The sequence below is a fragment of the Verrucomicrobium sp. GAS474 genome (assembly GCF_900105685.1).
Taxonomy (GTDB): Bacteria; Verrucomicrobiota; Verrucomicrobiia; order Methylacidiphilales; family GAS474; genus GAS474.
In genome coordinates this window covers 3,190,791-3,212,158 of the sequence record NZ_LT629781.1, presented here as the reverse complement: position 1 = coordinate 3,212,158, position 21,368 = coordinate 3,190,791, and the positions used below count along the sequence as shown (strand labels likewise).

At 65.2% G+C, this 21,368-nt stretch carries 20 protein-coding genes; 16 read left to right on the top strand and 4 right to left on the bottom strand.

The window, feature by feature from the left end; translation table 11 throughout:
- Positions 1 to 4 precede the first annotated feature (4 nt).
- Both BLU04_RS13510 and BLU04_RS13505 read right to left on the bottom strand, forming a co-directional pair.
- Complete coding sequence (locus BLU04_RS13510; RefSeq protein WP_093287097.1) at positions 5 to 1,594, bottom strand: 1,4-alpha-glucan branching protein domain-containing protein; 1,590 nt, start codon at positions 1,592 to 1,594, stop codon at positions 5 to 7.
- 102 nt (positions 1,595 to 1,696) lie between these two features.
- The gene (locus tag BLU04_RS13505; protein ID WP_093287094.1) at positions 1,697 to 2,923 is read right to left on the bottom strand and encodes a DUF4912 domain-containing protein; all 1,227 of its coding nucleotides are present in this window, start codon (positions 2,921 to 2,923) and stop codon (positions 1,697 to 1,699) included.
- A 304-nt stretch (positions 2,924 to 3,227) separates the two neighbouring features.
- Between BLU04_RS13505 and BLU04_RS13500 the strand changes: the two genes are divergently transcribed.
- On the top strand, positions 3,228 to 4,070 hold the full coding sequence (locus BLU04_RS13500; protein WP_093287092.1) for an NAD(P)-dependent oxidoreductase: 843 nt from the start codon (positions 3,228 to 3,230) through the stop codon (positions 4,068 to 4,070).
- Positions 4,071 to 4,147: 77 nt separating this feature from the next.
- On the opposite strand, the gene BLU04_RS13495 is transcribed toward BLU04_RS13500, so the two are convergent.
- Positions 4,148 to 4,552, bottom strand: coding sequence for a hypothetical protein (locus BLU04_RS13495; RefSeq protein WP_093287089.1), 405 nt, complete (start codon positions 4,550 to 4,552; stop codon positions 4,148 to 4,150).
- Between the two features lie 166 nt (positions 4,553 to 4,718).
- On the opposite strand from BLU04_RS13495, the gene bamD reads away from it, so the two are divergent.
- The 12 genes from bamD (at position 4,719) to BLU04_RS13435 (ending at position 15,663) form a co-directional block, all read left to right on the top strand.
- Positions 4,719 to 5,798, top strand: a complete 1,080-nt coding sequence (bamD, locus tag BLU04_RS13490) for an outer membrane protein assembly factor BamD (protein WP_093287087.1) — start codon at positions 4,719 to 4,721, stop codon at positions 5,796 to 5,798.
- On the top strand, positions 5,798 to 6,319 hold the full coding sequence (locus tag BLU04_RS13485; RefSeq protein WP_093287084.1) for an LptE family protein: 522 nt from the start codon (positions 5,798 to 5,800) through the stop codon (positions 6,317 to 6,319). Before bamD ends, BLU04_RS13485 begins: the two co-directional genes overlap by 1 nt.
- Before the next feature lie 7 nt (positions 6,320 to 6,326).
- Positions 6,327 to 7,628: a pitrilysin family protein gene (locus BLU04_RS13480; protein ID WP_093287081.1), complete on the top strand. Its 1,302-nt coding sequence runs from the start codon at positions 6,327 to 6,329 to the stop codon at positions 7,626 to 7,628.
- A 19-nt stretch (positions 7,629 to 7,647) separates the two neighbouring features.
- Complete coding sequence (locus tag BLU04_RS13475; protein WP_093287079.1) at positions 7,648 to 8,853, top strand: anthranilate synthase component I family protein; 1,206 nt, start codon at positions 7,648 to 7,650, stop codon at positions 8,851 to 8,853.
- Positions 8,854 to 8,872: 19 nt separating this feature from the next.
- On the top strand, positions 8,873 to 9,919 hold the full coding sequence (hprK, locus tag BLU04_RS13470) for an HPr(Ser) kinase/phosphatase (RefSeq protein ID WP_093287077.1): 1,047 nt from the start codon (positions 8,873 to 8,875) through the stop codon (positions 9,917 to 9,919).
- A 125-nt stretch (positions 9,920 to 10,044) separates the two neighbouring features.
- Positions 10,045 to 10,353 (top strand): HPr family phosphocarrier protein, encoded by a 309-nt coding sequence (locus tag BLU04_RS13465; protein ID WP_093287075.1) that lies wholly within the window; start codon positions 10,045 to 10,047, stop codon positions 10,351 to 10,353.
- A 30-nt stretch (positions 10,354 to 10,383) separates the two neighbouring features.
- Entirely contained in the window at positions 10,384 to 12,156 is a 1,773-nt protein-coding gene (ptsP, locus tag BLU04_RS13460; RefSeq protein WP_157895352.1) for a phosphoenolpyruvate--protein phosphotransferase, read from the top strand.
- Between the two features lie 62 nt (positions 12,157 to 12,218).
- Entirely contained in the window at positions 12,219 to 12,959 is a 741-nt protein-coding gene (locus BLU04_RS13455) for a glycosyltransferase (protein ID WP_093287069.1), read from the top strand.
- A complete protein-coding gene (locus BLU04_RS13450; protein ID WP_093287067.1) occupies positions 12,940 to 13,836 on the top strand; it encodes a polysaccharide deacetylase family protein in 897 nt (298 codons plus the stop codon). Before BLU04_RS13455 ends, BLU04_RS13450 begins: the two co-directional genes overlap by 20 nt.
- Positions 13,837 to 13,839: 3 nt before the next feature.
- A complete protein-coding gene (locus BLU04_RS13445; RefSeq protein ID WP_093287064.1) occupies positions 13,840 to 14,643 on the top strand; it encodes a fumarylacetoacetate hydrolase family protein in 804 nt (267 codons plus the stop codon).
- A gap of 31 nt (positions 14,644 to 14,674) precedes the next feature.
- Positions 14,675 to 15,262, top strand: a complete 588-nt coding sequence (locus tag BLU04_RS13440; RefSeq protein ID WP_093287061.1) for a hypothetical protein — start codon at positions 14,675 to 14,677, stop codon at positions 15,260 to 15,262.
- Between the two features lie 38 nt (positions 15,263 to 15,300).
- Complete coding sequence (locus tag BLU04_RS13435) at positions 15,301 to 15,663, top strand: DUF6504 family protein (RefSeq protein WP_093287059.1); 363 nt, start codon at positions 15,301 to 15,303, stop codon at positions 15,661 to 15,663.
- Here BLU04_RS13435 and BLU04_RS13430 read toward each other — a convergent pair.
- Positions 15,660 to 16,880: a metallophosphoesterase gene (locus BLU04_RS13430; RefSeq protein ID WP_093287056.1), complete on the bottom strand. Its 1,221-nt coding sequence runs from the start codon at positions 16,878 to 16,880 to the stop codon at positions 15,660 to 15,662. The two genes, BLU04_RS13435 and BLU04_RS13430, sit on opposite strands and share 4 nt — an antisense overlap.
- 267 nt (positions 16,881 to 17,147) lie before the next feature.
- Between BLU04_RS13430 and coxB the strand changes: the two genes are divergently transcribed.
- From coxB to BLU04_RS13415, 3 genes are read left to right on the top strand one after another with little or no spacing between them, the layout of a single operon-like run.
- Positions 17,148 to 18,203: a cytochrome c oxidase subunit II gene (gene coxB, locus BLU04_RS13425; protein ID WP_093287054.1), complete on the top strand. Its 1,056-nt coding sequence runs from the start codon at positions 17,148 to 17,150 to the stop codon at positions 18,201 to 18,203.
- A gap of 6 nt (positions 18,204 to 18,209) precedes the next feature.
- Entirely contained in the window at positions 18,210 to 20,480 is a 2,271-nt protein-coding gene (gene ctaD / locus BLU04_RS13420; RefSeq protein ID WP_093287051.1) for a cytochrome c oxidase subunit I, read from the top strand.
- Positions 20,481 to 20,520: 40 nt separating this feature from the next.
- Positions 20,521 to 21,366: a cytochrome c oxidase assembly protein gene (locus BLU04_RS13415; RefSeq protein WP_093287049.1), complete on the top strand. Its 846-nt coding sequence runs from the start codon at positions 20,521 to 20,523 to the stop codon at positions 21,364 to 21,366.
- Positions 21,367 to 21,368 lie beyond the last annotated feature (2 nt).

Genomic DNA, 21,368 nt, shown 5'->3' with positions numbered 1-21,368 from the left:
TACCCTAGAGGTAATACCGCCAGTTGACGTTCGGGAAGATATTGTCCCGCCACTCGCAGTTGCCGAGGAAGGCCTCGTCGATCTGGTTCCGCTCGATCTCGTCGCAGATGCGGTTGAAGCGGAGGAGGTGGTCCTTCGTCCGCTTCACGGCGTAGGGGACCATCGTTCCCATCTTCATGATGAAGGCCCAGTCGCTCGACTGGGCGAGCAGGAGTTCCCGGGCGGCCTGCTTCAGCGCGCGGTCGGTGAGGCCGTAGGCGTTCGCGTTCGCGCGGGCGATCGAGATCATCCGCTCGGCGGCGCGGTGGAGGTGGGTGTAGATCCAGTCGTTGGTCGGCCCGAGCCAGACTTCCCAATAGCCCTTGTCGCCCCACGAGGAAGCCGAGGGGGTGGCGATCTGCTGGGTCGGGTACTTCGCGAGGTATTCGCTCGGCGTGATCGTCTTGAAGACGTTCTGGTCGCAGGCGGTCTTGCGGAGGAAGAAGTTCAGGAACTGCGGCCCCTCGAACCACCAATGGCCGTAGAGTTCCGCGTCGTAGGGGGCGAGGACGATGGGGGGACGGCCCATGACGCCGCGCAGGTGCTCGATCTGCTGCTGCCGGTTGAAGACGAAGTTCCCGGCGTGGCTGGCCGCGATCTCGCGGGCGACCTGGGGGCGGTAGGCCTGTTTCTGCGGGGTCTTGCCGGTGATCTTGTAGTATTTGAGGCCGACGAATTTCCGCTGCCCGTTCGGCTGGATGTAGGGGCGGATGTAGTCGTAATCGAGGTCGAAGCCGACGTCGCGGTAGAATTCCCGGTAGTTGACATCGCCCGGGTAGCCTTCCTCGGCGCTCCAGACCTGCTTGCTCGACTCGACGTCGCGGCCGAAGGCGGCGGGGCCGCTCGGGGTGAAGATCGGGGCGAAGATGCCGTAGGCGGGCCGGGGCTCGGCGAAGAGGACGCCGTGGCTGTCGACGGTGAACCAGCGGATCTCGGCCTCCTGGAGGAACTTGTCGAGGCCGGGGACGAAGGCGCACTCGGGGAGCCAGATGCCGCGCGGGTCCCGGCCGAAGCATTCCCGGTAATGGTCCCGGGCGACGAGGATCTGGGCGCGGACGGCCTCGGGGTAGTCCATCATCAGCGGCAGGTAGCCGTGGGTGGCGCCGCAGGTGATGATCTCGAGCTTGCCCGCGTCCTGGAATTTCTTGAACGCGGTGATGAGGTTCCGGCCGTATTTGTCGGCGAAGACGTACCGGCAGTTCTCGAGCATGTTCTTGTAGAACCAGGCGAGCTCGTGGAACTCGGCATTGTTCTTCGTCCGCTCGATTTCCTTGTGGGAGAGCTCGATCAGGCGCTCCAGCTCGCGGAGGTAGCGGCCCTGGAGGAGGGGATCGAGGAGCATCGCGCAGAGCGGCGGCGTCATCGACATGGTGAGGCGGAAGTCGATGCCGTCGTCGATGAGCCCGTCCATCATGTTGATGAGCGGGATGTAGGTCTCGGTGATGGCTTCGTAGAGCCAGTCTTCCTCGAGGAAGTTCTCGTACTCGGGGTGGCGGACGAAGGGAAGATGCGCGTGGAGGATCAGCGAGAGATAGCCCTGAGGCTCGGAATGCATATGGGAACGTTTTCGGGGTGGGCGGTGGGAAGAGAGGGGATCGCTGCGCTGGACTTGGCTCGACTTAGTTCGACTTAGCTCGATTTCAAGGCAAGGCGTGAATCAGGCGAAGCGGCCGAAGGGTTCCGGGCGGGGCGTCTGCGAGGTGGCGTCGACCTGCCCGATGAACTCGCTCAACCGGAGGAAGGAGAGGAGGGCCGAGCGCCGCTCGACGCCGTCGGGGGAAACGGCCTCGATCGGGATGTGGAACTGGCCGTCGGGGAGGTTGAAGTGGAAGGTGAAGGTGCCGTCTTCCTTCAGCGCGATGTTCCGCCCGTCGATGCGGACCTTCGCCTTCGGATCGGTGCCGCCGTAGATGATCAGCTCCGCGTTGACGTGCATGAAGAAGTTCCGCGGCGCGCCGAAGGAGGAGCCCAAGGGGGTGGTGTGGCTGCTCGGCATCGGGCCGACGATGGGCCACTGGCCGGAGCTGGTGCTGCGGTTCTGCTCCATGCGGCGGCGGAGGACCTCGGTGATGTCGTGGGAGCCGACGCGGTGGGTGCGGTGGATCTCGTCGCCGAGGTAGTCGTAGACGCCGTCGCCGGGATCGGCCTCGTTCTCGAAGACCTCGAAGGGGAAGGTGAAGCCCTCTTCCTGGAGGCGGCCGAGAGTCTCGACGAGTTCCTCGCCCGGGTTCATGTGAGCGCGGATCATCTCCAGCAGGTTGCGGAAGGGGATGTGGAAGGGAAGGGTGACGAAGCGGCCCTTCGTGTTCGGCGAGACGGTGTCGCGCGGGGTCTTCGTCTTGCCGGAGCGGGAGACGACCTCGAACTTCCCGTCGCGGAAGAAGCCGAGCTCGGCGTAGTAGGTCGCACCGGGGTTGTGGGTGTGGAGGTACCAGTGCTTCGCCCACGGCCCGATCTCGATCTGCTGGACGCGGTTGCCGTTCTCCGAGAGGAGGACGAGGAAGACCTTGCCGTCGCTCGCCTGATGGGCGAGGTCGCGGAACTGGTCGCCGGTGAGGTCCCAGTAGGCGAAGAGGAAATAGGGATCGCGGGCGACGAGATAGACCTTCTTCGTGCCGTAGGATTCGGGGAGCTCGCCGAGGTGCTCGTAGGCGGGAACCTCGTGATGAGCCATCGGCGGCGGGGTCAGGACAAACTTGTAGGCCTCGGGGTCGACCGACTGGACGACGGGGCGGGCGCTGAGCTGCGGATCGGCGGGACGGAGGGAGGCGGCGACGCGGGGGGATTTGCGGAGTACCGGGGCGGCCTTTTCGGCGGCGACCCGTTCCGATTTCGTCCGCGCCTGGGAGCGGCGCGAGGCTCCTTCAGAGGTTTTCTTTGCCATGATAGGTTATTAGGTTTGTAGCTTAGCCGCACTTTTCCAAATCTCAAACCGACGACCGCATTTTTGCGGTATTTTCCCCACCCTGAGCGAGCGGGATGTTTATATGCCGTGAGTTGGAGGAGTTCAAGTCCATATCACTTCGATTGCTTTACAAGGAAACTGCATTCATTGCCTGATCTTTTTAGGAATGTCTTCCATTCAGAGAAAACAGCGTTCGACGGATGTTAAGCAAATCCTGGGCCACTTTTTACGGCGGGGAATGAGTGGTCCGGGACCGAAGCGCATGGTACGGTCCTCCCTTAACATGAGCGAAACGAAGGTAGCGATTTTAGGCCTCGGAATCATCGGCGAGGCGTGGGCGAAGAACCTCGAGGCCGACGGCGTCCCGCTGGCGCTGTGGAACCGGACGAAAAAGGATCGGCCCCACGTCGTCGCCGAGGCTGCCGACGCGGCGCGGGGGGCGACCCACGTGATCGTCGTCGTCTCCGACGCGTCGGCGGTCGGCGGGGTGATCGACGCGATCGTCCCCGTCCTGAAGCCGGGCCAGATCGTAATCCAGTCGAGCACCATCACGCCCGAGGCCGTCCATGAGGCGGAGGCGAAGGTGCGCGCGACGGGTGCCTCGTTCCTCGACTGTCCCTTCACCGGCAGCAAGCCGGCGGCGGAAAAGCGGGAGACGGTCTATTACATCGGTGGCGACGACGCGGTGATCGAGGCGGCCCGGCCCGTGCTGCAGCGCCTCTCGAAGGCGATCCTGCCCATCGGCGGGATCGGGGCGGCCTCGGCGCTGAAGCTGGCGATGAACCTGAACATCGCCGGGGTGGCGCAGACCCTGTGCGAAAGCCTTTCCCTCGCCCGCTCGGCGGGAATCGCCGACGAGGTCTACTTCTCCGCGCTGAAGCTCAATGTCTCGAACTCGGGCATCGTGGCGCTGAAGGAACGGCTGATCCGGGAGGAGGACTTCGCGCCCCAATTCTCCCTGAAGCACATGTACAAGGATCTCCGGCAGGCGAAGACCGTCGCCGGACGCCGCCACTTCCCGCTCCTCGAACGGCTCCTCGAAGTCTACGAGGCCGGGACGGGGAGGGGGTTCTCCGACGACGACTTCATCTCCCTCATCCGGCTGCTCGAACGGCCGAAGGTCTAGAACGGCAGAACGGTATTGAGACGCAAAAAAACGCCGCTCCGGGGGGAGCGGCGTTTTTCTTGGGAAGGACGCGAAGGCTACTTGAGGACTTCGCCGAGCTTGCCGATGTTGCGCCAGCTATCGACGTTGATTTCGAGCGGCCCGATGTGGAGGAAGGCCTGGTCGACGCGGCCGCGGATGACGATCGTCTTGCCGACGGGGAGGTCGATGTCGCTGTCGAGCTGGATCTTGCCGCCGTCCTCGTCGGTGAAGAAGTAGACGTGGTCGTTGTGCTTTGCGGTGACCTTGCCGATGATGGCGACCTTGGTGTCGTCGCGGTCGAGGTCATTCTCGTTGGCCTTGATCCACTTCACGGTGGTCAGGTGCCACTTGTTGCCTTCGGGGGCGGTGCACTTGCCCGCGTCGCACGCAGCGGAGGCGGAGAAGGCGGGGGCGAAGGCGCAGAATGCCACGAGGAGAGAGGAAGCAATGAGTTTTTTCATTGGAGGAACGATGCTCCCCTTTGCCTAAAAGTTGTCAACGCAATAAGAGCTATTTTGTTTATCGAATTCTCATTTTTTCATCCTGTTTTTAAAATGAAAAAGAAGCGGATGGGGGAGCTCTAAACGCCGCCTTGTATAATTGGGCAACGCTCTCTAGGTTTCCGCGATGGGTCGTCGTTTTCTCCTGTTCGCCTTGCTGGGCCTCGGTGCCGCGCTCTCTTTTCCCGTACCGGCCGGCGCGGCCCTGGTGTGGCGTTCCGGCGAGGGCTGGGTCGACGAGAGCTCCGGCGCGGGCCTTTCGGCGTCGAGTTCCCGCGACCAGCTCGAGATCGCGAAGAAGCTCGAGGCCGATCAGAAGTTCGACGACGCCCTGAAGGCCTACCGCATCCTCGTCCGCAAGTGGCCGCTCTCGTTCTTCGCCCCCGAGGCCCAGTTCAAGATCGGCTTCTGCCTCGAGAAAAAGGCCGACTTCTGGAACGCCTACAAGGCCTACCAGAAGATGATCCAGAAGTACCCGGCCAGCACCTTCTTCGAGCAGGCCCTCGACCGGGAATTCGCCATCGGGAACCTTTACCTCGCGGGCGAGCCGCAGCGCCTCATGCGGATCCCGCTCGGCCCCTCGATGGACCGCACCGCCGAGATCTTCGAGAACATCATCAAGGCCGCTCCCTACGGCGAGCATGCCGCCGAGGCCCAGTTCAAGATCGGCCTGGCGCGGGAAAAGCAGAAGAAATTCCCCGACGCCGTCGCCTCCTACACGAAGATCCTCGACAAGTATCCCGGCCATCCCGTCGCCACCGACGCCCAGTACCAGATCGGCTACGCCTGGTACATCGCCTCCCGCGAGCCCGAGTACGACCAGAGTGCCGCGCAGAAGGCGATCGAGGCCTTCGAGGACTTCATCGTCCGTTACCCGAACAGCGAGAAGGTCGCCGCCGCGAACACCCACATCGCCCTCCTCAAGGGGAAGGAGACGCAGGGGAGCTTCAACATCGCCCGCTTCTACGAGAAGGATAAGCAATACAAGGCGGCCTACATCTATTACAACGACGTGATCCAGCGGAACCCCGACTCGGCGCAGGCGAAGGAAGCCCGCAAGAAGGTCGAGCAGCTCCGGCCCCTCGTCGGTGCCGGGACCACCGACGTGCCGATGCCGACGGGAGGGGAGGCCGCGCCGCCCGCTCCCTCGCCCGCGGCCCCCTCCGTCGGCTCGCCGGTCCTCAATCCCGTCGGGGAGGCGAACTGATGAAGGCCTCCCTGATCGCGCCTTGCGCCGCGCTGATGTTGGCTTTGGGCCTGGGCGGCTGCGCCGGGTACCGCGTCGGCAGCGTCGGGGGGAAGAACATCCAGGGCGTCTCGACGATCTACGTCCCGGTGATCCACAACGCGACGCTCGAGCCGGGGATGGATGTCCCGACGACCTCGGCGATCATCCGCGCCTTCGACCAGGAGGGGACGCTGAAGACCTCCGGGACGAACGCCGCCGATGCCGAACTCACCGTGACCATCGTCAGCATCGGGCGGGAGCAGATGCAGACCGAGTACCTCGACGTCTCCTCGACGACGCAGCTGAAGATCTCGGTCTCCGCCCGCGTCACCTGCGTCAACCGCCGGACGGGGAAGAAGATCGTCGACAACGCCGAGGTCAGCGGGGTCAATTCCTACTTCGTCGGGCGCGATCAGGTCGAGGCGGAGCGTCAGGCCCTGCCGATCGCCGAGCAGGATCTGGCCAAGCGCATCGTCGCCCTCGTCGTCGAGGGCTGGTAGGCGAAAGATGGGCATGGTCTTCCAGTCGACCCTCTCGGCGGGCGGCATCCCGGTCGTCGTCTCCGAGATGACCCAGGTGGAGAGCGTCTGCGTCGGCCTCTGGTTCCCCGTCGGCAGCCGCCACGAGGCGGCCCGCCTTTCCGGCGCCCTCCACTTCATCGAGCACCTCTTCTTCAAGGGGACAAAGCGGCGCACCGCGCGCCAGATCTCCGAGGCGGTCGAGGGGGTCGGCGGGTACCTCAACGCCTTCACCTCGGAGGAGATGACCTGCTACCACGCCGCCGCCCCGGCCTCCCGCCTGGCGCTCCTCTTCGACGTCCTCCTCGACATGGTCGACGGCTCCCTCTTCGCCCCGGAGGAGGTCGAGCGCGAGCGCGGCGTGATCCTCGAGGAGATCAAGATGTATGACGACCAGCCCTCGCAGCTGGTCCAGGAGCGGCTCAATGCCCTCCTCTGGCCCGGGAGCGCCCTCGGACGGCCGATCACCGGGACGCGGGCCTCGGTCTCCCGCCTCTCCCGGGCCGACCTCGTCGGCTGCCGGGAGCGGTACTGCGCCCCCTCCCGGATGACGGTGACCGTCGCCGGACGGACGACGCTGCCCGAGGTCCTCTCCCACCTCGGCAGGCGGAAGGGCGGTGGCGCGGCGGCCCGCTTCTCCCTGCCCGCCAGCGCGCTGTTCAAGCCGGGCGGCAAGGCAGAGGCGATGGCTTCCCGCGTCTCGGCGCTCGAGAAGGGGATCGAGCAGACCCACATCGCCCTCGGCTTCCGGGGCGGCTCCCGCCACGATCCCTCCCGCTATGCGGCGAAGATGCTCTCCGTCATCGTCGGGGAGAACATGAGCTCGCGGCTCTTCCAGCGGATCCGGGAGCGCCACGGCCTCGCCTACTCGATCGCCAGCCAGATTTCCTATTATCATGACACGGGGAGCTTCTCCGTCCTCGCCGGGGTCGAGAACGAGAAGACCGAGCGGGCCCTGGGCCTCATCCTCCAGACCCTCGCCGAGATCGTGGCGAAGCCTCCCTCCGCCGCCGAACTCCGCCGGGCGCGGGATTACGTCGTCGGGCAGACCTACATGGGCCTCGAGAGCACGTCCAACCAGATGATGTGGGCCGGGGAGGGGATGATCGGCTACGGGAAGGTCCTCACTCCCCGCGAGGTCGAGGCCCGGATCGCCGCGGTGACGCGGGAGGAAGTCCAGCAGGTCGCCGCCTCGCTCTTCGTGCCCCGGAACCTCGCCATCGCCTCGGTCGGCCCCGGCGTGACGAAGGAAGCGCTGGCGAAGCTGGCGGCCTCCGTTCCATCGCGGTAGGTTGGAAGAAGGGAACGCCATGCCTTCCGACTTCTTCTCCCTCAACTCCTGGAACGTCCCCGGCGTTCTCTACCAGGGAGCCAATCCGGTCGAGGTGATCGAGGGGGAGGCCGCCGATTGGCCGCGCCTGCGGGAGGCCCTCGCCCGGGCGGCCTCGCGGAACCCCCACGGCAGCCGGGCCGACCGGCCCCATCCGGCGGGCGGCGCCGTCGGCTGCTTCCGCTACGACGGCTCCTTCCGCTTCGGCATCTATCCCGAGATCGAGGTCGTCCCCGCCGCGGAGAACAATCCCCAATGGAAGGCCCGCCGGGGCCTCTTCCCCGCCGGGGCGGCGCTGCCGACGGACTGGGTTTCCGACCTCGACGCGGAGGCCTTCGCCGCCCGGGTGCGGACGGCCCAGGAATACATCGCGCAGGGGGACATCTACCAGATCAACCTCACCCACCGCTTCCGCACCCCTTTCCGGGGGAATCCCTACCTGCTCTTCGAGTGCCTCATGGAGCGGAGCCCCGCCCCCGGCGCGGCCTTCCTCGAATCGGGCGACGCCTCGATCCTCTGCGCCTCGCCCGAGCTCTTCCTCCGCCTCGACGGCCGCCGCATCGTCACGAAGCCGATCAAGGGGACCCGTCCCCGGGACCGCGATCCCTTGCGCGACCGGCAGCTCGCCTACGAGCTGATCACCGACCCGAAGGAACAGGCCGAGCTCGTCATGATCACCGATCTGGAGCGCAACGACCTCGGCCGGATCTGCGAGTACGGGACCGTCTCGGTCACCGATCTCCTCCGGCTGGAAAGCTATCCGCAGGTCTACCACCTCGTCTCGACCGTCGAGGGACTGGTGCGCGAGGGGGTCGACCCGATCGCGGCGATCTCCGCCTGCTTCCCCGGCGGCTCGATCACCGGCGCGCCGAAGCGGCGGGCGATGGAAATCATCGCCGAGCTGGAACCGGTGCCGCGCGGCCTCTACACCGGGGCGATCGGCTGGATCGGCTTCAACGGGGACGCCGCCTTCTCCATGGCGATCCGCACCATGATCCACGAGGGGGAGGGGCTCCAGTTCCACGTCGGCAGCGGCATCACCGCCGATTCCGATCCCCTCCGCGAATACGAGGAGACGCTCCACAAGTCGCGCGGCCTCCGCCTCGCCGTCGAGGCCTACCACGAGCGGCTGGCCCAGGCCGACGCGCCGGGCTCCCGCAATAATAGTCTGGCCACGCGGCGATAAACGGATTATCTAGCGAAGGATGGCACCATCGGCTTCCCGCAAGGGTTCGGGCTCCTCTTCGGGGAACCAGGGGAAATCAGGAAAATCGGGGAAATCGGACAAACCGACCCCCCTCACGAAAAGCCAGATCCCCCAGGTCACCGTCGGCCAATTCTACACCCAGCACGCGGACACGCTGCAGCTGAAGCTCCTCGCCGGCGCGGGCGGCCTCCAGCGTTTCATCCGCGAGGGATCGGTGAACCGTCCCGGCCTCGGCCTCGCCGGTTATTTCAAGTATTTCGCGAGCAACCGCGTCCAGGTCATCGGCAGCAGCGAGACCTCCTATCTGAAGTCCCTCCCGCAGGAGGAGGGACGCGAGCGGATCCGCGAGATGTTCCGCCACGGCATCCCCTGCCTCATGCTGGCGCGGGACATCAAGCCGCCGAAGATGATCCTCGAGGAGGCCGAGTCGGCCGAAATCTCGGTCTTCCAGAGCCCGCTGACGACGATGCGCCTCATCAACGCGGCGACGATCTGCCTCGAGATCGATTTCGCCCCCCAGGCGACGCAGCACGGCAGCATGGTCGACATCCAGGGCATCGGCATCCTGATCCGGGGCAAGAGCGGCGTCGGCAAGAGCGAGTGCGTCCTCTCCCTCCTCGATCGCGGCCACAGCCTCGTGGCCGACGATATCACCCGCATCCGGTGCCTCGAAAACCGCGAACTGGTCGGCACCTCGACGGAGATCACCCGCTTCCATATGGAAGTGCGCGGGATCGGGATCATCAATGTTGCTAATTTATTCGGGGTGAGAGGGATACGTCTTGAGAAGCGCCTCGACCTCGTGGTGACCCTGGCCGAGTGGACGCCGGAGCTGGAGATCGACCGGATCGGCCTCGACCAGGACTACTATGAAATCTTGCAAATCAAAGTACCCCATGTCACCATCCCTGTGAGGCCGGGAAGGGATCTGGCGACGCTGGTCGAAGTCGCCGCGTGCGACCAGAAATTGCGTAGCATGGGCCAAAATTCGGCCTTGGAATTTAACGAGCGGCTGCTCGCGGTGATGCGGAACCGGGAAAAGTAACGAAAAATGGGGTCTGGGTAAAAAAAGGGGTGGATTTTATTGGTTAAACCGGGCGAAATGACATCAACCGTGGGTGGAGTAACAATTTAAGAAACGTTTTTACGTTTATTTGAGGCAAGAGAACGATGAGCAGCGTTGCAGCAAAAAAAGGCGAGGCCGGAGGGGCAAAAATCACGCGCGAAGTCGTGATCCTCAATAAACTCGGCATGCACGCCCGCCCTGCGGCGATGTTCGTCCGTGTTGCCAACAAATTCAGCGCCGATCTCATCGTCGAAAAGGACGGCGAAGAGGTGAACGGCAAGAGCATCATGGGCCTCATGCTCCTCGCCGCCGGTTGCGGCTCCCGCCTGAAGCTGACTGCCGTCGGCGACGACGCCGCCAACGCCCTCAAGGATATCGAGGAAATTATTTCTCGCAAATTCGACGAGGAGTAAACAGACTCCCCGAGGATGGCCTCAAAGAGTGTGCAACGCGAAACAAACAAGGTTGCCACCGAGACTCGATTTCAAGGCATTCCCGGCTCCCCGGGGATCGCCACCGGCCCGGTTCTCCTGCTGAGGCAGAACCGCCCCAACATCCGCCGCCGTCCGATCACGGCCGACAAGATTCCCGCCGAGCTGGAGCGACTCGAAGTCGCCCTCCTCCGCACCCGCCAGCAGATCCTCGAGGCCCAGGAACGCCTCGCCACCTCGGTCGGCAAGGCCGAGGCCGCCATCTTCGAGGCCCACCTCCTCGTCGTCGAGGACCCCACGATCCTCCAGGGCGTGAAGGCGAAGCTCGCCGAGAAGCTCATCTCCGTCGAGGCCGTCTACCAGGACATCACCAGCAGCCTGGCCGACCAGATGCTCGCCCTCGAGGACGATTACCTCCGCGAGCGGGCCGAGGACATCCACGACGTCAGTCGCCGCGTCCTCCAGAACCTCCGCGCGCCGGGCGAGGCCGGGGTCGAGATCTCCCAGCCCTGCATCGTCGTCGCCGACGCCCTGAGCCTCACCGATCTCATGGCGACCGATCGCTCCGCCCTTCTCGGCTTCGCCACGGAGCAGGGGAACCGGATGTCCCACGCGGCGATCATCGCCCGCTCCCTGAACATCCCCGCCGTCGTCGGTCTGCGCGACGTCGTCGACCAGATCGAGAACGGCATGGAGGTGCTGCTCGACGGCATCACCGGCCTCCTCATCCTTCTGCCGAACGAGCAGACGAAGTTCGAGTACGGGCAGATGGAGGAGCGCCGCCACCGCGTCGAGGAGCAGCTCGACACCCTGCGGGACACCCTCGCGGCGACGAGGGACGGCCACCGCGTCATCATCTCGGCCAACGTCGAGCTGCCGGAGGACTTCCCCCACGTCGCGGAGAGCGGCGCCGAGGGGATCGGCCTCTACCGCACCGAGTTCCTCTTCATCAACCGCAACGACCTCCCGGGCGAGGAGGAGCAGTGCGAGGTCTACCGCAAGGCCGCGCAGACCGCGAAGCCCCATTCGATCATCATCCGCACCCTCGACGTCGGCGGCGACAAGGCCGCCGTCCTCATCACCGGGGACGAGCCCGAGGCCAATCCCTTCCTCGGCTGGCGCGGCATCCGCCTCTGCCTCGACCGCCTCGACGTCTTCAAGACCCAGCTCCGCGCCATCGCCCGCGCCAGCGTCGAGGGGAACGTCCGGGTCATGTTCCCGATGGTCAGCGACATCGCCGAGATCCGCCGCTCGAAGGCCCTGTTCCTCGAGGCCCTCGCCGAGATCCGCGCCGAGGGCGTCCCCGTCCCGGAAAAGGTCGAGATCGGCGTCATGATCGAGGTTCCCTCGGCGGCCCTCACGGCCGACATCCTCGCGAAGGAAGTCGACTTCTTCAGCATCGGGACGAACGACCTCGTCCAATACACGATGGCCGTCGACCGCCTCAACGAGCGCGTTGCCTCCCTCTATCAGCCGTGCCATCCCGCCGTCCTCCGCCTCATCGCGCGGGTCGCCGAGGAAGCCCACAAGAACGGCATCTGGGCCGGCATCTGCGGCGAAATGGCGAGCGACGTCCTCCTCACCCCCCTCCTCATCGGCCTCGGCATCGACGAGTTGAGCATGGGCTCCGTCTCCGTCCCCCGGGTGAAGAAGGCGATCCAGAGCGTCAACCGCGAGGAATGCGCCGAGATCGCCCGGACCTACCTTGCGGCCTCGACCCATGACGAAATCGTCAAGGGTCTCGCCGAGTTCGCGAAGAAGACCTATCCCGACCTCATCATTTGAGGGGAGACGGTCTCATTTTCTGATTTTCCTCCGTCCCCCGGCCCTGTAATGAGTAGGGGACCGTGCCGCCGTCCTCGCTCCAGCTTTCCCTGATCCTCCCCATCTACAACGAGGAAAACGCCGTCGGACGGACCCTGGACGAGCTGATTCCCTTCGCCGAGACGAAGCCCGAATGGGAGTTCGTCATCGTCGACGACGGCTCCCTCGACCGGACCCCCGCCCTGATCGCCGCCCGGCTCTCCGCCCCCGGCGCCCCCGCCAACGTCCACCTCCTCGCCCTGACCGCCAACGGAGGGAAGGGGAACGCCGTCCGCGCCGGGTTCTCCCAGGCCAAGGGGGAGCGCCTCTGCTTCACCGACGGCGACCTGCCCTATTCCCTCGACCAGGTCCTCCACCTCGGCGCGACGCTGGCCGAATTCGACGTCGTCATCGGCTCGCGGAACCTTCCCGACTCGAAGAACGAGGGCGTCGTCCTTCGGCGGCAGCTCCTCGGGGGCGGCTTCAACCGCCTGGTCCGGCTCTTCATGGGGATCCCCCACCGGGATACCCAGGCCGGGCTGAAGGGCTTCCGCCGCGAGGTGGGCCGGAAGCTCTTCGAGAAGATGCGGATCGGCGGCTTCTCCTTCGATGTGGAACTCCTCTATCTCGCGAAGAAATACGGCCACCGCGTCGGGGAGATCCCCGTCCGCGTCAGCTCGGCCCACAGCTACAAAACCTCGAAGCTGAAGCTCATCCGGGATTCCCTCCGGATGTTCCTCGGCCTCGTCCAGATCCGTTTCAACGATGTCGCGGGTAAATACTAACCTCGGCGGGACGAGCATCCGGCTCCGCCCCGGCATCGCGAAGCCGCTCCCCAAGGCCCTCCTGAGCTTCGACGTCGAGGAATTCGACCTCCCCGGCGAGTACGGCCAGGGGAACCTCCCTTCCGAGGAAACCCAGATCGACGTCGGCACGCGGGGCCTCACCGCCGTCCTGGAACTCCTCGACCGGACCGGCGTCCGGGCTACCTTCTTCACCACCGCCGTCTTCGCCGCGGCCCGGCCCGAGATGATCCGGCGGATCGCCGAGAGCCCGCTGCGGCACGAGGTCGCCTCCCACGGCTGGAGCCATTCCTCCTTCGAGGAGCGGGACCTCCTCCGCTCCCGGGTCGCCCTCCAGCAAATCACCGGGAAGCCGGTCACCGGCTTCCGCCGCGCCCGCTTCGGGGAGTTCGACCGCCGCGCCCTCGCCGCCGCCGGATACCGCTACGATTCCTCCGACAATCCGATCTGGCTCCCGGGCCGCTACAACAATTTCAAGAAACCGCGCACGGCCTACCGCCTCGGCGACCTCGGCAGCGAGGGGGTCACGATCCTTCCCGTCTCGGCCTCGCCCCTGGTCCGGTACCCGCTCTTCTGGCTCAGCTTCAAGCATTCCCCGATGGCCCTCTACCGCCTCGCCAGCCAGTGGGTCCTGCGGGAGGACGGCTACCTCAACATCTTCTTCCATCCCTGGGAATTCACCTCCCTGAAGGGTTTCAAGATCCCCTTCGTCGTCCGCCGCCGCGCGGGGGAGAAGATGGTCGCCCGCCTCGAGGCCTATCTCCTCTGGCTCAAGGAACGGGCCGACTTCGACACCCTTGCGGACTTCGCCGTTCGGTGGGAAAATCAGCAAGCCCTCTCCCTCTTTAAAAAATCCTGAATCATGAAGATCATCCGCTACCGCGACGCGAAGGGAACCCTCGGCCATGCCGAGCAGAAGCCCGACGGGGCCTACCGGATCGAGGGGGATCTCTACGGCGACTTCAAGGTGACTTCGGAAAAGGTTGAGGTCGCCCAGCTCCTCGCCCCCGTCGAGCCCGCCGCGCTTCTCTGCATCGGCCTCAACTACCGCCGCCACGCCGAGGAGACCGGCGCGAAGATCCCGACCTATCCGGTCCTCTTCATCAAGAACCCCGGCGCCCTCCAACACCCGGGCAGGCCGATCGTCCTCCCCCGCAAGCTGCGGAGCGACGCCGTCGATTACGAGTGCGAGCTCGCCGTCGTCATCGGCCGCCGCTGCAAGAACGTCTCGAAGGAGAACGCCCTCGACTACGTCCTCGGCTACACTGCGGCGAACGACGTCAGTTCCCGCGACTGGCAGAAGGAAAAGGGAGGCAGCCAATGGTGCCGGGGGAAGAGCTTCGACACCTTCTGCCCTCTCGGCCCCGTCCTCGTCACGAAGGACGAGATCCCGAACCCCAACTCCCTCCGCCTCAGCACCACCGTCTCGGGCGAAGTCCTCCAGGACTGGAACACGGGCGACATGATCTTCGACGTCCCGACGATCATCGAGTTCCTCAGCGGCAGCACCACCCTCCTGCCCGGCACCGTCATCCTCACCGGCACCCCCCAGGGCGTCGGCATGGCCCGGACCCCCGCCCGCTGGCTCCAGCCCGGGGAAACCGTGACGATCGAGATCGAGAAGATCGGGAAATTGACGAATCCCGTTGTCGAAGAACAGGTTTGATTTGTCGGGGAAAGGGGAGTAGCCTTTGTTTATGGCTACAGGCGTCAGCTCCGTGATCCCCTCGGGCTACCTGTCGGCCGACGCCTACTCCGGCCTCTCCGAGGCCCAGCAAAAGGCCTCCAGCGCGGCCCAGACCCTCCTCAACAGCCAGTACGCCCTCGCCACGCAGAACCTGACGGCGAGCCAGAGCGCCAATTCGATTATCTCCCTCGGCACCTCGGGGAGCTCCACCACCTCAGCGGCCGCCCAGACCGGCCTCGCCTCCCAGCAGAGCGCCCTCAGCTCCCTCATCAGCTCGACGAGCGGCGAAGATTCCGGCACCGGCGGCGGCATCTCGAACATCGCCCAGCTTTCCCTCCTCACCGCCCTGACCCGCGCCGGAATCGCCGGGACCGGCGGCTCCTCCGATGCCTCGGGCGTCGATGCCACCATCGCGGCGGGCAAGGAAGGGCTGGCCGCGAGCAAGGCCTCGTTGATCAGTTCGGCCGTCAGCTTGCTGAACAACGGCTCCTCCGCCTCCGATTCCTCCACCGGCTCCCTCACCGGGAACATCGCAAGCCTTTACTACAATCAGCAGGCGGCAACGGCCATCGGCTCCTTGTATTCGAGCCAGGCCTAGCCTGGTTCCTCCCTCCAACGTCCCTGCCCGGCCCAGCCATGCCCCGCGCCTTCGTCAGCGAGCCGCTCCTTCCGCTGGAGGGAAGCTTCGATACCGCCCTGATGTCCCGGGGCGAGCCGGGGGTGCCGCGCCGTTTCCGTTGGCGGGATCGGGAATGGACCGTGGCCGAGGTCCTCGACTCCCGCCGGGAATTCGGCGATTGCAGCCACGGCAGCGGCGAACGCTACGTGCGGAAGCACCGCTACCGGATCCGGACCGTCGAGGGCTGGGTCCTCCTCGTCGATTTCAAGCGGACCTTCGGGCGGGGCCAAGTCACCTCGGCCCGGACCCGCTGGCGGGTCTTCAGCATCGAGGAACAGCCAGAAGACGAGGGAACGCGCAAGGGGTGGCCTTCGGGCTAAACCCGCTTCAACGTCACCAACCCGATCTCCGCCGGGGCATTGATCCGCAGGGGGAACCAATTCCCCGCGCCGTTCGAGACGACGAGGCGGCACTCTTCCTTTTCATAGAGCCCCGACCAGTACCGGAAGAAGACGGGGCCGCAGCCGATCGACTTCGTCAGCATGATCTGCCCGCCGTGCGTGTGGCCGGAGAGGGTGAGGGGAATGCCGGCCGCGACGGCGCCGTCGAAGCAATGCGGATGATGCCCCAGCAGGATCGGGAAGGTATCGGCCCGCCAGTCGATCCGGTCGGGACCGACGCTCGTCTCCCAGCTGAGGCCGATGATCTGGACCGGGACCTCGCGGACGGTGATCACCCGGGAATCGTTGAAGAGGAAGTTCAGCCCCGAGGCCCGGGCCGCGGCGCGGAAGGCGTCGGCGTCCTCATAGAGGTCGTGGTTCCCCTCGCAGAGCCAGAGGCCGTAGCGGGATCGCATCCCGCGCAGGCAATCGAGGGCGGCGGGAAGATCGGTGAGGTTGTAGTCGATCAGGTCTCCCGTGAACGCGATGAGGTCGACGTCGAGGGCGTTCACCGTGTCGGTGATCCGCCGGAGGTAATCGGTATCGATGAAGCGTCCCGCGTGGAAGTCGCTGACATGGGCGATGCGGAGGCCGTCGAGCTCCGGCGGGAGATCGGGAATCAGCACCTCGGTCTTGCGCGTCCGGAAGAAGGGGAGTTGGAGGTACGCTGCCACCGTCATCCCGAGGGTCGAGACGGCGGGAAGCAAGGCGGCACCGGTGCGGAAGAGGAATTGGCGGCGGTTCGGGTTGGCCACTTCTTCTTCGGTCGCGCTTGTCGTCGTGTCGGGGGAGGGGGAAGGCACGGGCGCGGTCCGATAGCGGCGATAGAGCTTGCCGCTCCAGCGGACGAGGTGGCGGATCGCCGCCGCCACCAGGAGGAACGCGGTGACCAGGGGAAGCGTCAGCAGGTTCCAGAGCAGGATGAGGCTCGGCAGGAAACGGCCTGGCAGCGGCGGGGCTTCATGGAACATCATGCGCGGGATCGTGATCCAGCAGAACCCGAGCAGCTCGAAGCCGATGAAGCAGGCGAGGGCGATGCGGAGGCCCCGACGCCAGGGCGGCGAGAGGCGGCGGACGAAGCCGTAGAGCAATCCCCAGCAGATTCCGTTGAGGGTGAGCGCGATGAGGAAGACGACCGTGGCGAAATGGAGTTTCATTGAAAGAAGCGGGACGGAAGCAAGGGCAAAGGAGGATGCGAAGGGGGAGGGGAAAGGGAAAGTGGGTTAACCGGATGTTTTTTGTTCTTCCAGCTTAAAAAAGAATGCGCACCGACTCTTTCTATTTGAAATTAAAAAATACCTACGGCAACCTGCGGCAACTTGTGGTCGATATGCGGCAAATTGCCGCGGTTTCGCCCCCGGTTATTCATTGCTATTTTGCCCCAAGCATTGTCGAGTTTTACCGTTATTGTCACCCCCTAGATCATGCTCTCAGAATCCTTTTTGTCCAAGTGGATCCCGACTTTATCGAGCCAGTCCCCGCAGGCCGCGGAGATGACCCGGATCACCCTCATCGTCACGGCGGTCTGCGTCGCCATCTTCCTCATCGTCACCGCCTGGGTCATCTACTCGATCGTTCACTTCCGGGACCGCGGCGAAGCCGGTGAACCGTCCCAGAAGCCTCTCGATCACCGGATCGAAATCGTCTGGACGATCATCCCCCTCCTGATCTGCGTCTACCTCGGCTGGATCACCGTCGCCAGCCTCTTCGGCAAGAACAACGGCGAGCCGCTCCCCGGAGCCAAGCCCGACATCATCGTCTCCGGCGCCCAGTGGTGGTGGGACGTCCGCTATCCCGACCTCGGGATCATCACGGCCAACGAAATCCACATCGAGGCCGGGAAGCCCTTCACCGTCCAGCTCGACTCCTACGACGTCATCCACACCTTCTGGGTTCCCGACGTCGGCCGGAAGCAGCAGATGATCCCCGGCCACCACAACACCATCGTCTTCCAGCACAACGTCCCCGGCCGCTACCTCGGGGCCTGCGCCCAGTTCTGCGGCAACCAGCACGCCTGGATGCGCCTTCTCCTCGTCGTCGACAGCCCGGCGGATTACGCCGCCTGGGTCGCCCAGCAGAAGGCGACGCCGAAGGTGCCCTCTGGCGAGACTCCCGCCATTGCCGCCCCCGCCGCTTTCGCCACGAAGGCCGGGACCGCCGCCGCTGCCGTCGCTCCTGTCTCCGCCCTAGGCGACCTCGAGAAGAGCATCGCCCGCGGCTACAAGATCTATCAGGACCAGACCTGCGGCACCTGCCACCGGATCGACGGCGTCAGCACAGCCCGCTACGCGCCCGACCTGACCCACGTCGCCTCCCGGGAGACCCTCGGCGCCGGGGTCATCACCCACAACACCCCGGAGGCGCTCTACCTCTGGATGAAGAATCCCCAAGCCATCAAGCCCGGCTGCAACATGCCCAACTTCCAGTTCAGCGAAGAGCAGGCCCACGATCTGACCAATTATCTCGAGACCCTCAAATAAGTTAGCATGAGCTCCTCCACCCTTTCCGATTCCCACTCCTCCGACGCCCACGGCCACGATGCCCACGGGCACGGCGGCTTCCGCAGCCTCCGCTTCGAGTGGATGGCCAGCGTCGATCACAAGCAGATCGGCGTCATGTACATGGTCGGCGCCCTCTTCTTCCTGGTCGTCGCCGGGAGCGAGGCGCTCCTCATGCGCCTCCAGCTCTGCTGGGCCAATGCCCACTTCATCTCCCCGCTGACCTTCAACCAGCTCTTCACCATGCACGGCACCAGCATGGTCTTCCTCGTCGGCATGCCCGTGCTGGCCGGGTTCCAGAACTACTTCGTCCCCCTCATGGTCGGCGCGCGGGACGTCGCTTTCCCGCGGTTGAACGCCCTCGCGTTCTGGATGTTCCCCCTCGGCGGCATCATGCTGAACTTCAGCTTCCTCACCGGGGCCGCCCCCGAGGTCGGCTGGTTCAGCTACGCCCCGTTGAGCGAGCGGACCTTCACCTCCACCCTCGGGCCGGACTACTACAGCCTCGGCCTCCTCGCCCTCGGTATCGGCTCCGTCGGCTCCTCCTTCAACATCATCGTCACGGTCCTGAAGTTCCGCGCTCCGGGCATGAGCCTCCAGCGCGTCCCCCTCTTCGTCTGGATGTCGTTCATTACCGCGATCCTCACGGTGCTGGCCCTCCCCGCCCTCAACGCGGGCCTCGTCATGCTCACGGCGGACCGGATGCTCGACGCCCACTTCTTCAAGAGCGCGGGCGGCGGCGACCCTCTCTTCTGGGAGCACGTCTTCTGGGTCTTCGGCCACCCCGAGGTCTACATCCTCATCCTGCCCGCCTTCGGCATGGTCTCCGAGATCATCCCCGTCTTCTCCCGCCGCCCGATCACCGGCTACGGCTTCATCACCGTCTCGGCGGTCGCCATCGCCCTCCTCGGCTTCGGCGTCTGGGCCCACCACATGTTCGTCGCCGGCCTCGGCATCTACGCCGACGCCTTCTTCGCCGTCGGCACCATGCTGATCGCCATCCCGACCGGGGTGAAGATCTTCAACTGGACCTCGACGATGTGGCGCGGCCGCATCAAGTTCACCACCGCCATGCTCTTCTGCATCGGCTTCCTGATCGTCTTCGTCTGCGGCGGCGTCAGCGGCGTCATGCTCGCCGTCGCCCCGTTCGACTGGGCCGTGAGCGACAGCTACTTCATCATCGCCCACTTCCACTACGTCCTCATCGGCGGCACCGTCTTCGGCCTCTTCGCCGGCGGTTACTACTGGTTCCCGAAGATCACCGGCCGGATGCTCGACGAGCGCCTCGGCCGCATCCACTTCTGGTGCACGATGATCGGCTTCAACATGACGTTCTTCGTCCAGCACTTCCTCGGCCTCATGGGGATGCCGCGCCGCATCTACACCTACCCCGACCTCCCCGGCTGGAGCATCCTGAACTGCATCTCCTCCGTCGGCGCTCTGATCTTCGCTCTCGGCACGCTCCCGTTCATCTACAACATCATCAAGAGCAACCTGCGCGGCCAGATCGCCGGGAACAACCCCTGGAACGGCTGGACCCTGGAATGGGCCACCACCTCGCCGCCTCCCCACGACAACTTCGACCTCGTCCCCCCCATCCACGGACCCCGTCCCCTCTGGGATCTGGCCCACCCGGACGACATGGACATCAAGCGGGAACCGACGAAGGACGAGGCCCCGATCAAGATGCACCTGAACAAGGTCCTGATGATCTTCTTCATCAGCTCCGAAGGCGTCTTCTTCTCGATGCTCATCAGCGCCTACATCCTCTTCAACCACAACCCGCCGCCCGACATCAACGCGGACACCGTGTTGAACATCCCCCGGACCTGGTTCTTCTCCATCGCCCTCTTCGCGAGCAGCTGGACGATGCACAAGGCGGAGCACTTCCTCCGCGCGGGCAACGACCGGAAGTTCCTCGGCTGGCTCGGGGCGACGATCGTCCTCGGCCTCACCTTCGTCGGCGGCCAGGCCTACGAATACGCGGAGCTCTTCGGCGAGGGGATCAACCTCGGCCGCAACGTCTTCGGCAGCACCTTCTTCACCCTCACCGGGTTCCACGGCATCCACGTCTTCGTCGGCATCATCGCCCTCGCGGTCTTCTGGGGCCTCGGCCTGATGAAGGAAAACCTGAAGACCGAGAACCGGATGGAATCCTTCGAGGCGCTCGGCTGGTACTGGCACTTCGTCGACGTCGTCTGGGTCGTCCTCTTCCTGATGATCTACCACCCGATCGGCTGGATCACCCGCTTGTTCTAAGGCTCCACTTAAGACGTTTGCAAACACTCCGCTAAACACTATGAGTTCCCAAGTTTCCCTCGTTCTCGGTCTCTGGAATTGGACCTCCCCGGCGTGGATCGTCGCGGGCGTGGCCGCCTTCCTCTACCTCCGCTCCCATCGGGGCCGGATGTCGGGGAGCCGTCCGCTCCTCTTCGCCGCCTCGGTCACGGCCTTCCTCCTGGCCACCGTCTCGCCGCTGGCCCGCCTCTCCAACGGCTACCTGTTCAGCGTCCACATGGTGCACCACATCCTGCTCCTCCTCGTCGCCCCGGCCCTCCTCCTCATGAGCCTCGATCCCGAGGTCGTGACGTCGGCGCTGAAGAAGAGCCCCTTCCTCTCGAAGGCCTCGGCCCTCTTCGGGAAGCCCCTCCTCGGCTGGGCCATGGGCATCGGCGCGATGGGCTTCTGGCATTTGCCCTCCCTCTGCTCCGCCTCTCAGGAGATCGGTGCGGTTTCCCAGATCCAGACCGCCAGCCTCCTCCTCATGGGTGCGGCCTTCTGGTGGCCGGTGATCGCCCCCGTCTCGGAACAGCGGCTCCACCCCCTCCAGGGCGTCGGCTACCTCTTCTCCTCCTGCGTCGCCTGCACCCTGATCGGGATCTACCTCACGTTCTCCCCGGTCAGCGTCTGCCCCTCCTTCGCGCACGGCATGGATCCCCTCGGCCTCCGCAGCTGGATCCAGGGTGACCTCGGCCTCACCCCCCAGCACGACCAGCAGATCGGCGGCCTCCTCATGTGGGTCCCTTCCTGCCTCATCTACATGAGCGGCGTCTTCGTCCTTTTCTACCGCTGGTACGCCCGGCCCGACTCCACCCTCGCCAACGAGGGTGCCGCCACCGCCGTTTCCAAGTCTTCCCACGCCTAAGG

Bases quoted from the DNA above. Each gene is read 5' to 3' on its own strand.
- BLU04_RS13510 (WP_093287097.1), bottom strand. From the start codon at position 1,594: ATGCATTCCGAGCCTCAGGGCTATCTCTCGCTGATCCTCCACGCGCAT.
- BLU04_RS13505 (WP_093287094.1), bottom strand. From the start codon at position 2,923: ATGGCAAAGAAAACCTCTGAAGGAGCCTCGCGCCGCTCCCAGGCGCGG.
- BLU04_RS13500 (WP_093287092.1), top strand. From the start codon at position 3,228: ATGAGCGAAACGAAGGTAGCGATTTTAGGCCTCGGAATCATCGGCGAG.
- BLU04_RS13495 (WP_093287089.1), bottom strand. From the start codon at position 4,552: ATGAAAAAACTCATTGCTTCCTCTCTCCTCGTGGCATTCTGCGCCTTC.
- bamD (WP_093287087.1), top strand. From the start codon at position 4,719: ATGGGTCGTCGTTTTCTCCTGTTCGCCTTGCTGGGCCTCGGTGCCGCG.
- BLU04_RS13485 (WP_093287084.1), top strand. From the start codon at position 5,798: ATGAAGGCCTCCCTGATCGCGCCTTGCGCCGCGCTGATGTTGGCTTTG.
- BLU04_RS13480 (WP_093287081.1), top strand. From the start codon at position 6,327: ATGGGCATGGTCTTCCAGTCGACCCTCTCGGCGGGCGGCATCCCGGTC.
- BLU04_RS13475 (WP_093287079.1), top strand. From the start codon at position 7,648: ATGCCTTCCGACTTCTTCTCCCTCAACTCCTGGAACGTCCCCGGCGTT.
- hprK (WP_093287077.1), top strand. From the start codon at position 8,873: ATGGCACCATCGGCTTCCCGCAAGGGTTCGGGCTCCTCTTCGGGGAAC.
- BLU04_RS13465 (WP_093287075.1), top strand. From the start codon at position 10,045: ATGAGCAGCGTTGCAGCAAAAAAAGGCGAGGCCGGAGGGGCAAAAATC.
- BLU04_RS13450 (WP_093287067.1), top strand. From the start codon at position 12,940: ATGTCGCGGGTAAATACTAACCTCGGCGGGACGAGCATCCGGCTCCGC.
- BLU04_RS13445 (WP_093287064.1), top strand. From the start codon at position 13,840: ATGAAGATCATCCGCTACCGCGACGCGAAGGGAACCCTCGGCCATGCC.
- BLU04_RS13440 (WP_093287061.1), top strand. From the start codon at position 14,675: ATGGCTACAGGCGTCAGCTCCGTGATCCCCTCGGGCTACCTGTCGGCC.
- BLU04_RS13435 (WP_093287059.1), top strand. From the start codon at position 15,301: ATGCCCCGCGCCTTCGTCAGCGAGCCGCTCCTTCCGCTGGAGGGAAGC.
- BLU04_RS13430 (WP_093287056.1), bottom strand. From the start codon at position 16,880: ATGAAACTCCATTTCGCCACGGTCGTCTTCCTCATCGCGCTCACCCTC.
- coxB (WP_093287054.1), top strand. From the start codon at position 17,148: ATGCTCTCAGAATCCTTTTTGTCCAAGTGGATCCCGACTTTATCGAGC.
- ctaD (WP_093287051.1), top strand. From the start codon at position 18,210: ATGAGCTCCTCCACCCTTTCCGATTCCCACTCCTCCGACGCCCACGGC.
- BLU04_RS13415 (WP_093287049.1), top strand. From the start codon at position 20,521: ATGAGTTCCCAAGTTTCCCTCGTTCTCGGTCTCTGGAATTGGACCTCC.